The sequence below is a fragment of the Rhodococcus sp. PSi06 genome (assembly GCF_054960675.1).
Genome location: NZ_JBHNYO010000001.1, coordinates 437,099 through 448,497 on the forward strand (window position 1 = coordinate 437,099; position 11,399 = coordinate 448,497).

The window sequence follows — 11,399 nt, forward strand, 5'->3', positions numbered from 1 at the left end:
TGCGTCACTTGAAGTCTCTCGACACGATGGAACCGGTTCTCACTATGAAGGACGTCGAAGTGGCGTTCGGCGGGATCGTCGCGCTCTCCGGAGTGAGTCTCGACGTACGCCCCGGCGAGGTCCTCGGAGTCATCGGCCCCAACGGAGCCGGCAAGACGACCCTGTTCAACGTCGCGTGCGGACTCGTTCGGCCGCAATCGGGAACACTCGGCCGACACGGCGAAACGCTGCCCCGGCTACGACCGCACGACCTCCCTCGCCTCGGCATGAGCAGAACCTTGCAGGGACTCGGATTGTTCGATCGGATGACCGTGCTGGACAACGTCATGATCGGTGCCGACCGAACGGCTCGGACCGGAATTCTTGCGGGCCTGCTCGGATTGCCATCCAGCGCATCCGACGACGCTGCGGTCCGCTCGACCGCGATGGCCATGCTGCAACGATTGCGGATCGACGACCACGCCCACCGCTTGCCCCCGAGCCTGCCGTACGCGGTGCGCAAGCGCGTCGCACTTGCACGTGCACTCGTCAGCGAACCGACACTGCTGCTGCTCGACGAGCCCGCGTCGGGGCTGTCCGGCGACGAAATGAAGGAGCTCGGCGACGAGATTCGTTCTCTCGCTCGTCCATCGGGCTCGGACTCTCCGCCGGTTTCGGTGATGCTCGTCGAACACCACATGGACCTCGTGATGAGTGTGTGCGACCGCATCTACGTACTCGATTTCGGCAAGGTCATCGCCCAGGGAACCCCCGACGAGATCCGCGAGGATCCTGCCGTACTCGCTGCGTACCTCGGAAACGAAGTGGCACATGAAAACTGACGCGGCACACCTGAGGATCACCGATCTCACCGTGCGTTACGGACCGGTGACCGCCCTGGATTCGGTGTCGATGACCGTCGCCGCCGGGGCCATCACCGCCGTACTCGGGGCCAACGGAGCCGGAAAGACGACACTGCTCCGTACCGTCTCGGGCCTCATCCGACCGGTATCCGGGCAGATCGAACTCGCCGGTGTCGACGTCGTCGGCGTAGCACCGGATCGAATGTCCCGCAAAGGGCTGGCCCACGTTCCCGAGGGTCGAGGCGTGATCGCCGAACTCACCGTCGACGAGAATCTCCGACTCGGAGCATTGGGACGCAACCGAAGTCATGATGCCGTCACCCTGGACCGGATCTACGATATGTTCCCACCACTGACAGGCCGGCGGACCTCGTCCGCGCACACCCTGTCCGGCGGAGAACGACAGATGCTGGTGATCGGTCGAGCACTGATGGCGACACCATCGGTTCTGCTGCTCGACGAACCGTCTCTGGGGCTCGCGCCGAAAGTCGTCGCACAGATCTTCGAGACGCTGCGCGGACTCGTCGATTCCGAATCGATGACCGTCGTACTCGTCGAACAGAACGCCCGTAGCGCGCTGTCGATCGCCGAACACGCCGTAGTCCTGGATCTGGGCAAGGTCGCGATGGAAGGCCCCGCCGACACCCTGGCCGGGGACGACGCCCTCCGACACGCCTACCTCGGGTTCTAGAGCCGAAAGGACCACTGCCACAGTGCAACAACTGCTCACCATCCTCATCAACGGCGTGACGACGGGCATGATCTACGCCGCCTTCGCGCTGGCCCTCGTGCTCATCTGGCGATCGACCCGCATCGTCAACTTCGCCCAGGCCCCGATGGCCATGATCACCACCTACGTCGCACTCGTCGTCATCGACGCCGGATACTCGTACTGGATCGGATTCGCAGTCGCACTCGTCAGCGGGCTGCTGCTGGGAGCGTTGATCGAGCGTCTCGTCATCCGGTTCGTCGACAGTTCCTCCCACATCAACCCGGTGATTCTCACGCTCGGGTTGTTCATCATCATCCACGCCGTCGCGGCCATCATCTTCGGTAACCAGTTCCGTTCGTTCCCAGCACCGTTCGGTCTCACCGGCCAACGCATCGGAGAGATCAACGTCGCGCTGACCGGCTACGACATCTTCAAGATCATCGCAGTCCTGGTGGTATTGGCACTGCTCGTCCTGCTGTTCCGCTTCACCGATCTGGGGCTGAAGATGCGCGCCAGCGCATTCGAGCAGGAGGTGGCCAAACTGCTGGGAGTCCGGGTGAGTCGAATGCTCACGCTCGGTTGGGCTCTAGCCGCAGTGGTCGGCTCACTGGCCGGACTGCTCATCGCGGGCGGCTCTCTGGTGCACCCCGGGTACATGGACTCGATCGTCGTATTCGGTTTCGTCGCAGCTGTTCTCGGTGGTCTCGACAGTCCCGGCGGCGCAGTGGTGGGCGGCCTGCTGATGGGAGTCGGGCTCAGTTTCGTCAGCGGCTACCTCGGTCAAGACCTCGTGTCCAGCGCGGCGTTGATCATCCTCATCGTCGTACTCCTCGTACGTCCGAGCGGATTGTTCGCCAGCGCAGCAGCCAGGAGGGTATGACGTGAACGCAACTCTCACTCGCCTCACGGCAACCCCGGTGCGACGCCACTTCCTCTGCGCTGTCATCGGACTCGTCGTCATCGTGCTTGCGCTCGAATCCCTGAGCACCTTCCGGCAAAGCCAACTCACCTCGGTTGCCTACCTGGCGATCGCGGCCGGCGGGCTGACCGTGCTGACGGGGTTGAGCGGCCAGCTTTCCCTCGGACACGGTGCGTTCATGGCCGTCGGCGCGTACACCGCGGCATTGATGTTGCGGGCCGACGATTCGGGATGGTCGGTGCCCCTCGTGCTGCTGGCCGCCACCGTGATCTCTGCTGTGGTGGGCGTCGTGGTGGGTGTGGCCGCTGCCCGACTCCACGGGCCCTACCTGGCCGGTGCCACGCTTGCCCTCGCCGTCGCCGTACCGGGCCTGGCCCTGTACTTCTCGGACTACCTCGGCGGTGAACAGGGGCTCGTCGTTCCGGCTCCGAAAGTCCCGGACCTGATCGACGACGTGATGTTCTTCGTCACCGGAAACGAGCTCAGCGGAACGAAATTCGTCGCCTACGTCAGTTGGGTTCTGCTCGTCATCGTGTTCTTTCTGCTGGCGAACGTGTCGTCGAGCCGGATCGGCCGCCGCTGGCGAGCTGTTCGGGACGACGAGGTCGCCGCAGAACTGGCCGGCATCGACCTCGGGCGCGCGCGCATTCTGGCGTTCGTCGTCAGCGCGGCCTGTGCGGGCGCGGGCGGCGCGGTGCTCGCGATGTCCGCCCGGATCGCGGCACCGAGCGGTTTCACTCTGACACTCTCGCTGACATTGCTCTCGGCCGTCGTCATCGGTGGGCTCGGAACCCTGTCCGGGGCACTGATCGGAGCAGTCCTGCTGACGTACATCCCGCCGGTGGTCACCAACCTCGGACTGGATCTGGGGCTGAGCAGTCTGCAGTCCGCCGAGCTCGCCCCACTGGTGACCGGAATATTCACCGTCGTGGTCATCCTGTTCGCCCCACTGGGTTTGGTGGGCACGTATCGAAGGTTGCGTTCAACCAGAAAAGAGATGAAATGAAGAAGTTCGGATCGGTGGCGGTCAGAACGACCGCACTCGTCGCCGTCGTCTCGCTGGCCGCGGCGTGCGGTGCAGGCGGTAGAGACGAGGCAACGGAATCCTCGGAGGGCTCGACGGTCGGCATCACCGACACCTCGGTGAAGATCGGAGCCCACTTCCCGCTGACCGGGGTGGCGGCACCCGGATACAGCGAAATCCCCACGGGCGCGAAGGCGTACTTCGACTACGTGAACGCCGCGGGCGGCATCAACGGCCGACAGATCGAGTACGTGGTTCGCGACGACTCCTACGATCCGACGACCACAACCCAGGTCGTCAACGAACTCGTCCTGCAGGACGAGGTGTTCGCCGTCGTGGGCGGACTCGGCACGGCCACCCACAGCGCAGTGATCGACTTCCTCAACGAGGAGGGTGTGCCCGATCTCTTCGTCTCTTCCGGCGCGATCATGTGGGGCAACGACCCCGAGAAGTACCCGAACACCTTCGGCTGGCAGCCCGACTACCAGGTAGAGGGCAAGATCATCGGCGACTGGGTGACCAAGAACCGCCCCGACGCCAAGGTCGGCCTGTTCCTGCAGGACGACGACCTCGGCCGAGACAGCGAGGAAGCAGTTCGGCAGTATCTCGACGACCAGATCGTCGAGGTGGTGCGCTACACCTCGGGCAATACCGATGTCGCACCGCAGATCGCCGCTCTGCAGGGTGCCGGAGCCGATTTGGTTCTGGGCTTCAACGTGCCCTCGTACACCGCACTGAGCCAACTGACATCCATGAGGCTCAACTACGACCCCGAGTGGTTCTACAGTTCGATCGGTTCCGACGTCGATCTGGTCGGTTCTCTACTGGGACGCTTCTCCCAAGGTGCGGTCACCAACGGCGCGCAGTCTCTCGAAGGCATGATCTCGCTGGAGTACATCCCCGGCGTCGACTCCCCGGAAAATCCGTGGACGCAACTGTGGCAGAAGGTGTGGGCGCAGAACGGAACAGGCGACCCACTGACCAACTACCGGATCTACGGTCTGAGCCAGGCATATGCATTCGTGCAAGCTCTGGAGGCGGCCGGCGAGAACCCCACTCGTGAAGGCATCGTCGCTGCCATCCAGGACGGCGGAATGGACTTCGAAGGCCCGCAGCTCGCCCCGTTCCGGTACTCGGACGAAAGCCACCTCGGAATCTCCGGAGCCAGTGTCTTCCAGATCCGCGGCGGTGTGCCCGAGTACCTGACGCCGGTTCTGCAGACGGACATCGGCGACTCGGCGGTGGAGGAATACACCGGGGAGGAGTCGACCCCGCCGGAGAGTGGCATCCCCGGCTGATCGGACATGAAAAAGGGCACGCATTGCATGCGTGCCCTTTTTCACGTTCTGGTCGGCAGATCCGAAAACCCCTCGATTGCCGGATCCGCCGACCGTGTGTCCCCCGATTCGGGAGCAGCCGAAGCTGCAGTGATCAGCGCTCGATGATGGCCGTGACGCCCTGGCCACCGGCCGCGCAGATCGAGATCAGGCCGCGGCCCGAGCCCTTCTCGGCCAGCATCTTCGCCAGCGTCGCAACGATGCGGCCGCCGGTCGCGGCAAACGGGTGACCCGCGGCGAGCGACGATCCGTTGACGTTGAGCTTGCTGCGATCGATGGAACCGAGCGCGCCGTCGAGTCCCAGACGCTCCTTGCAGTACTCGTCACTCTCGAATGCCTGCAGAGTTGCGAGCACCACGGAAGCGAACGCCTCGTGGATCTCGTAGTAATCGAAGTCCTGCAGCGTCAGGCCGTTACGAGCGAGCAGACGCGGAATCGCGTAGGTCGGAGCCATCAACAGGCCGTCCTTGAACGAGCCGTTGCCGTGCACGTAATCGACCGCTGCAGTCTCGGAATCCACCAGGTGCGCGAGCACCGGGAGGTTGCGCTCGGCAGCCCACTCGTCGCTCGACAGCAGTGCGGCCGACGCACCGTCGGTGAGCGGCGTCGAGTTACCGGCCGTCATCGTGGCGTCGCCCAGCTTGGTTCCGAACACCGGCTTGAGCGTTGCCAGCTTCTCGACGGTCGATCCCGGACGCAGGTTGTCGTCGCGAGTGAGGCCGAGGAACGGCGTCACCAGATCGTCGAAGAAACCGCGGTCGTATGCGACCGCCATGTTCTTGTGGCTCGCTGCGGCCAGTTCGTCCTGGTCCTCGCGACGGACGCCGAATTCCTTGGCGGTGATGGCAGCGTGGTCACCCATCGACAAGCCCGTACGCGGCTCGCCGTTGCGCGGAATCTCGATGCCGAGCATGCCCGGACGGACGTTGCCGAGCAGCTTGATGCGGTCGCCGGTGGTCTTCGCCCGGTTCAGGGAGAGCAGGAATTCACGCAGTTCGTCGTTGACGCCGATGGGCGCGTCGGATGTGGTGTCCACTCCGCCGCCGATGCCCGCATCGATACGGCCCGACGCGATGGCGTCGCCGACGGCAATGATCGACTGCAGGCCGGTGCCGCAGGCCTGCTGGATGTCGAAGGCCGGGGTGTACGGGCTCAGCGCGCTGCCGAGAACGACCTCACGAGTGAGGTTGAAATCGCGCGAATGCTTGAGCACGGCACCGGCGGCAACGAGACCGAGGCGCTCGCCTTGCAGACCGAATCGCGACACGAGACCATCGATGGTGGCAGTGAGCATGTCCTGGTTGGACGCCAGCGCGTACTTCTTGTCCGAACGCGCGAACGGAATGCGGTTGCCACCGACGATTGCGACCGGTCGTAGCTGCTTGCTTGTCACTGACGTCTCCAAACATCGTCCCCAGCGTGTGGGGAATGGCCCTGGTGGAGTTTCATCTTACTGGCGAGTAAGTTGGTTGTCGACACCCGGTCGTGCGCCTCGCTCCTGGAGCGAGCAGCGCTGAATGAAAGGTACGACAGTGGCAGCCTCCAAGGGAGCCCCAGATCTCTACTCAACGTTCCTCGCGTCCGCGCCGGGAGCCTTCATCGCCAAGCAGGCAGGCCTGCCGCAGCCCGAGAAGCTGCGTCGCTACAAGGCAGGCGAGCCGCCGCTGGCCGGCCCGGTCCTGATCGGTGGCAGCGGTCGCCTCGTCGAGCCCCTGCGTGAGCTGCTCTCGGATTACCCGCAGTCGCAGCCGCACGACGACAAGCACGGCGGACTCGTGTTCGACGCCACCGGCATCGGCAACGTCGCCGAGCTCGAGCAGCTCTTCCAGTTCTTCCAGCCGGTCATCCGCAACCTGGCACCGTCGGCTCGCGTCGTCGTCATCGGCACCACCCCCGAGGAGACCTCCAGCGTCGACGAGCACATCGCTCAGCGCGCCCTCGAAGGCTTCACCCGCAGCGTCGGCAAAGAGGTCAAGCGCGGGGCGACGGCTCAGCTCGTCTACATCTCCCCCAAGGCGTCGACCGGCCTGTCCGGCCTCGAATCCACACTGCGCTTTTTGCTCTCGGCAAAGTCCGCCTTCGTCGACGGCCAGGTGATCGCTGTCGGCGATGCCGATTCGCAGGCCCCGGCATCCTGGGACAAGCCGCTCGCCGGCAAGGTAGCCGTCGTCACCGGCGCTGCCCGTGGCATCGGCGCCACCATCGCCGAGGTCCTCGCACGTGACGGAGCCACGGTCATCGCAGCCGACATTCCTGCTGCCGGAGAAGCGCTTTCGCAGACGGCCAACAAGGTCGGCGGCACCTCGCTCGCACTCGACGTCACCTCCCCCGACGCCGGCGAGGTCCTCTCCAAGCACCTGCTCGAGCGTCACGGCGGTGCGGACATCATCGTGCACAACGCCGGTATCACCCGCGACAAGACGCTCGCCAACATGGACGACGCTCGCTGGAACTCCGTCATCGGCGTCAACCTCGCTGCACCGCAGCGCATCACCGACGAACTGGTGGCCTCCGGCGCACTCAAGGAAGGCGGCCGCGTCGTCGACGTCTCCTCCATCGCCGGCATTGCGGGCAACCGCGGCCAGACCAACTACGGCACCTCCAAGGCCGGCGTCATCGGCCTGGTGCACGCCTCCGCACCGGTGCTGGCGAAGAAGAACATCACCATCAACGCCGTGGCCCCCGGTTTCATCGAAACCGCCATGACGGCAGCCATCCCGTTTGCCACCCGCGAGGCCGGCCGACGAATGAGCTCGCTGCTGCAGGGCGGCGAGACCGTCGACGTCGCAGAGTTGGTCTCCTACTTCGCATCTCCCGCATCCAACGCCGTCACCGGCCAGGTGGTGCGCGTGTGCGGCCAGAGCCTGCTCGGCGCATGAGCACCGTCACGCTCACCGCGCAGCCCAAGACGTCCGACATCTACACAGCCGCTGCATTCGGCGCGTTGCCGTTCTTCGGATCGCGGTCGTCCTCGGTTCCCAGCACGGTGTACGAGCTCAAGGGTCTGCGAGTGGACCCCGACAACCTCGCCGGGTACTGCCGCGCGACGGGTCTGCGATTCGGCGATCAGCTGCCGGTGACCTACCCGTTCACGTTGGTGTTCCCGACGGTGATGAAACTGATGGTCTCCAAGGGCTTTCCGTTTGCCGCCATCGGTTCGGTGCACGCCGAGAACGTCATCGAGCAGTTCCGCGGCATCTCCGCATCGGAGCCGCTGGACATTCGGGTGCACGCGGAGAACCTGCGCGAGCACCGCAAGGGCTTGCTGGTGGACCTGATCAGTGAGGTCAAGGTAGGACGCGAGCTGGTCTGGAAGCAGACCTCGAGCTTCCTGAGCCTGCAGAAGACCTCACTGTCCGGTGGACCTCGCGAAACACCGCCCGCCGACGAGGTTCCGCCGCCTCCGACCCGCACCCTGCGCGTCGATCAGCGGATCATCAGCCGGTACGCGGCCATCTCCGGAGATCGCAACCCGATTCACGTATCTTCACTCGGCGCAAAGGCATTCGGATTTCCGAAGACCATTGCGCACGGAATGTGGAGTGCTGCAGCGGTACTGCAGACCGTGGAGGGTCGAATCCCGGAGGCTGTGAACTACAGCATTCGCTTCGGCAAGCCGATCATCCTGCCCGCGACGATCAACGCCTACGCCGATGCCGTGGGCACCGGCTGGGACCTGTCACTGAAGAACCCGAAGAAGGGCTACCCGCACCTGACGGGAACCCTGCGGTAACTGTTGTTGCGCCCAGCTCGAAGTTGTGGACGGATTTCCCAGGATTTCCGTCCATGACTTCGAGTTCGGGGCTCTACGTAGTGGCGGATTTCTTACCGGCCAGGCCGCGCCACGCCAGATTCTCCAGCAGGTCGGCTGCTGCATCGACCTCGATTTCGCCGCCCGCCACGCGGTCGGCCACGGCCTCACCTGCACCGACGAGCGCGACGGCCATCAGCCCGAAGTTATGTGACTGATCCGGGTCTCGGGTACTCATGGCCAGCAGTCCTGCGGTCAGCTCGATCAACCGATCTCGACTGCTCTGCACCTGCGAGGCGAACGCCTGCTGCCCGATGGCCTGACGGTAGAGCACCATCCACGACTTCCGGTTCTCGCCGACGAAGCCGAGGAAACCGATGAGCGCCTTGCGCAACTGCTCGCGCGGCGTCAGAGTCGGGTCCGCGGCGGGCGTCAGAGCTTCGACGAATTTGACGCCCTCTCGATGGATGCACGCGGCGAACAGCTCGTCCTTGGACCCGTAGTACAGGTAGAGCATCGGCTTGGAAATGGCCGCCTTCTTGGCGATCGAATCCATCGACGTGTCGTGGAAACCGTTGTCGGAGAACACATCCACGGCCGCGTCGAGCATCTGCTGCTCGCGGACGGCGCGGGGCAATCTCTTGGTGCCGCCAGCCATGGACCCTCCAATACGTACGAAGTACTAGACGTTACTCCACAGTAAGGTCGAGCACCGACCGATCAGGCTCCGCACGCGCCCTTGAATCGGGCGACCGTCGCTGCAGCCTCGTCCACCTGTGCCGCGTCCAGGCGTCCCGTTGCCACCGCGTCTTCGAGGTTGTCCAACACCGCGGGCACCTGATCGGTGGTCAGCCACAGCGCCACATCGGCTCCCGCAACCAACGCCGCCTCCACTGCGTCGACGATTCCGAGCCGCGCCGTGATCGCCGCCATGCCGCTGAGATCATCGGTGAAAATGGGGCCGTCGAACGGAGCCGCCCCATATCCGACGCCATCGCGCAACAACGCCATCGCCGCCGGGCTGATACTTGCGGGCACTCCGGGCTCGGTCAGTCCGGGCACGTCGAGGTGCCCCACCATGACCCCGACACCGGCACTGTTCAGTGCAGCGAACGGCAACAGATCCTTGGTCTTCAGCTCGTCCAACGTGGGTGTGGTGACGGCACCGGTATGCGAATCTCCCGAACCCGAGCCGTGCCCCGGAAAGTGCTTGATGACAGGCTTGATTCCCGCGTCTTCCAGGCCGCGCGCATAGGCACCCGCGTACTCGATGACGACCTGTGGATCGTCGGAGAAGGACCGATCGCCGATGACGGAATCATCGGGCTGTGCACTGACATCGACCACCGGAGCGAAGTCGACGGTGACCCCGAGATCCTTCAATCCCCGGCCGCGCGTCAGAGCCTCCTGGTACGCCTCGTCCACCGACATCGTCTGGGCCAACACTCGGGCCGACGGTGCTTCCCCGAGCAGATCCGCAACCCGCGAGACACGTCCGCCTTCCTCGTCGATCGTGACCATCGGAGCCACCGCGGACGCGTCGAGAACCTGCGGTACCTCACGATTGCCGAGCATCGACTCGTCGGTCCAACTGCCGACGAAGATGCCGCCCACCTGCTCGGTGGACATGATCTGGACAGCATCCTGCGTGCCGGTGACCCCGACGGTGAGCAGCTGCGCCAAACGCTGCCGCTCGGTCAGACCGTCGACGAAGGCAATGCATCCGTCGACCGACGGCAAGGGTTGCGCGACAGTCGTGTCCGCTGCCGTGGTCGTCGTCGAAGCAGGTGGCACTGCCTGCGTCGACGCGACCGGCGTGGACTCGCTCGAGCACGAGACCAACATCCCCACACCGACCGTCAACACCGCAGCGGACCGAACCGAAAACCGAAGTCGCATGGAATACGACGGTAGCCGAGATCGTCGGTGTCGCTACCGCCCCTCCGGTTGGGATCAATGCGACTCTGTTGCATTCTGAGCGACTGAAACCCACATTGATCCGGGGTGGGGGCGGGGTAATCTGGACGAAAGCGACATGAGGAGGATCTGGACCATGACTTGCGACCTCATACTCATTGCCTACGACGGTTCTGACAACGCCAAACGCGCGATCGACTACGCGGGCCGGTTTCTCACCACCTCTCGCGCGATCGTCGTCACGGCCTGGGAGCCGATGGTGCGCCAGGCAGCTCGCATGTCCGGCCTGTCCGGCGTCATGCAACCCGAATGGGTGCCCGACGACGAGGCCGAGGACGTGGCGCTCACCGACGCGAAGGTGACCAACAGCGAGGGCGTCGCGCTGGCCGAGGCCGCGGGGCTGAAGGTGGAGGGTCAGTGCACCGAATGCTCCTCCGCCATCTGGAGCGCCATCGTGGAGAAAGCCGACGAAATGGATGTCGACATCATCGTCACCGGCACGCGAGGAACCACCGGTCTGCGTGCCCTGCTGCAGAGCTCGGTAGCCGAGCACGTTCTTCGCCACAGTCACCGGCCCGTCTTGATCGTTCCCCCCGGCAAGTAGCGCGTCCACCGGCCGGTTCGCTGGGCACGAGTGATACCGTGATGCCCGCGTGGGGGTCCACCTCACCTTTCGATCCGTGAGCCGACTGACTGGAGAACCGAGATGAAGTTCGCTGTCCCGGGTGTCATTGCCGCCGTCGTCGGAGCCGTGCTGGGTGCAGGCGTCGTATTCGGAGTCACCGCCGCCGCAGCCGACAACTCTCGTCCGGATATCGATCGCACCGGAAATGCCGATTCGTCCTTGCTGAACCAGGTTGAGTACGGCAGCCGTTGACGCTGGTCGCATTCGTGGAT

The 11,399-nt window shown here is 64.6% G+C and carries 12 protein-coding genes; 9 read left to right on the top strand and 3 right to left on the bottom strand.

Annotated elements, in window-relative coordinates; genetic code table 11:
* Positions 1-8 precede the first annotated feature (8 nt).
* Genes ACFI9K_RS02170 through ACFI9K_RS02190 form a run of 5 tightly spaced genes read left to right on the top strand, consistent with a single transcriptional unit; the run spans position 9 to position 4,795 of the window.
* A complete protein-coding gene (locus ACFI9K_RS02170; RefSeq protein ID WP_462662005.1) occupies positions 9-821 on the top strand; it encodes an ABC transporter ATP-binding protein in 813 nt (270 codons plus the stop codon).
* Complete coding sequence (locus tag ACFI9K_RS02175) at positions 811-1,533, top strand: ABC transporter ATP-binding protein (protein ID WP_462662006.1); 723 nt, start codon at positions 811-813, stop codon at positions 1,531-1,533. The genes ACFI9K_RS02170 and ACFI9K_RS02175 overlap by 11 nt, the downstream gene beginning before the upstream one ends.
* 22 nt (positions 1,534-1,555) lie before the next feature.
* Positions 1,556-2,434 carry a branched-chain amino acid ABC transporter permease gene (locus tag ACFI9K_RS02180; RefSeq protein ID WP_222091775.1) on the top strand — a complete coding sequence of 293 codons (879 nt, stop codon included), beginning with the start codon at positions 1,556-1,558 and terminating at the stop codon, positions 2,432-2,434.
* 1 nt (position 2,435) lies between these two features.
* Entirely contained in the window at positions 2,436-3,479 is a 1,044-nt protein-coding gene (locus ACFI9K_RS02185) for a branched-chain amino acid ABC transporter permease (RefSeq protein ID WP_462662007.1), read from the top strand.
* Complete coding sequence (locus ACFI9K_RS02190) at positions 3,476-4,795, top strand: ABC transporter substrate-binding protein (protein ID WP_462662008.1); 1,320 nt, start codon at positions 3,476-3,478, stop codon at positions 4,793-4,795. Before ACFI9K_RS02185 ends, ACFI9K_RS02190 begins: the two co-directional genes overlap by 4 nt.
* Positions 4,796-4,928: 133 nt before the next feature.
* Here the strand turns inward: ACFI9K_RS02190 and ACFI9K_RS02195 are convergent, their stop codons facing one another.
* A complete protein-coding gene (locus tag ACFI9K_RS02195; protein ID WP_462662009.1) occupies positions 4,929-6,227 on the bottom strand; it encodes an acetyl-CoA C-acetyltransferase in 1,299 nt (432 codons plus the stop codon).
* A 139-nt stretch (positions 6,228-6,366) separates the two neighbouring features.
* On the opposite strand from ACFI9K_RS02195, the gene ACFI9K_RS02200 reads away from it, so the two are divergent.
* Both ACFI9K_RS02200 and ACFI9K_RS02205 read left to right on the top strand, forming a co-directional pair.
* Complete coding sequence (locus ACFI9K_RS02200; protein ID WP_462662010.1) at positions 6,367-7,713, top strand: 3-oxoacyl-ACP reductase; 1,347 nt, start codon at positions 6,367-6,369, stop codon at positions 7,711-7,713.
* Entirely contained in the window at positions 7,710-8,567 is an 858-nt protein-coding gene (locus ACFI9K_RS02205; protein WP_462662011.1) for a MaoC/PaaZ C-terminal domain-containing protein, read from the top strand. Before ACFI9K_RS02200 ends, ACFI9K_RS02205 begins: the two co-directional genes overlap by 4 nt.
* 73 nt (positions 8,568-8,640) lie before the next feature.
* Here the strand turns inward: ACFI9K_RS02205 and ACFI9K_RS02210 are convergent, their stop codons facing one another.
* Both ACFI9K_RS02210 and ACFI9K_RS02215 read right to left on the bottom strand, forming a co-directional pair.
* A complete protein-coding gene (locus ACFI9K_RS02210; protein ID WP_462662012.1) occupies positions 8,641-9,243 on the bottom strand; it encodes a TetR/AcrR family transcriptional regulator in 603 nt (200 codons plus the stop codon).
* A gap of 62 nt (positions 9,244-9,305) precedes the next feature.
* A complete protein-coding gene (locus ACFI9K_RS02215; protein ID WP_462662013.1) occupies positions 9,306-10,484 on the bottom strand; it encodes a glycoside hydrolase family 3 N-terminal domain-containing protein in 1,179 nt (392 codons plus the stop codon).
* A 154-nt stretch (positions 10,485-10,638) separates the two neighbouring features.
* Here ACFI9K_RS02215 and ACFI9K_RS02220 point away from each other — a divergent pair, with 154 nt between their 5' ends.
* A complete protein-coding gene (locus tag ACFI9K_RS02220) occupies positions 10,639-11,106 on the top strand; it encodes a universal stress protein (protein WP_462662014.1) in 468 nt (155 codons plus the stop codon).
* Between the two features lie 102 nt (positions 11,107-11,208).
* Entirely contained in the window at positions 11,209-11,379 is a 171-nt protein-coding gene (locus ACFI9K_RS02225; protein WP_080730504.1) for a DUF2613 domain-containing protein, read from the top strand.
* Positions 11,380-11,399: the final 20 nt, after the last annotated feature.

Bases quoted from the DNA above. Each gene is read 5' to 3' on its own strand.
- ACFI9K_RS02175 (WP_462662006.1), top strand. From the start codon at position 811: ATGAAAACTGACGCGGCACACCTGAGGATCACCGATCTCACCGTGCGT.
- ACFI9K_RS02190 (WP_462662008.1), top strand. From the start codon at position 3,476: ATGAAGAAGTTCGGATCGGTGGCGGTCAGAACGACCGCACTCGTCGCC.
- ACFI9K_RS02205 (WP_462662011.1), top strand. From the start codon at position 7,710: ATGAGCACCGTCACGCTCACCGCGCAGCCCAAGACGTCCGACATCTAC.
- ACFI9K_RS02210 (WP_462662012.1), bottom strand. From the start codon at position 9,243: ATGGCTGGCGGCACCAAGAGATTGCCCCGCGCCGTCCGCGAGCAGCAG.
- ACFI9K_RS02215 (WP_462662013.1), bottom strand. From the start codon at position 10,484: ATGCGACTTCGGTTTTCGGTTCGGTCCGCTGCGGTGTTGACGGTCGGT.
- ACFI9K_RS02220 (WP_462662014.1), top strand. From the start codon at position 10,639: ATGACTTGCGACCTCATACTCATTGCCTACGACGGTTCTGACAACGCC.
- ACFI9K_RS02225 (WP_080730504.1), top strand. From the start codon at position 11,209: ATGAAGTTCGCTGTCCCGGGTGTCATTGCCGCCGTCGTCGGAGCCGTG.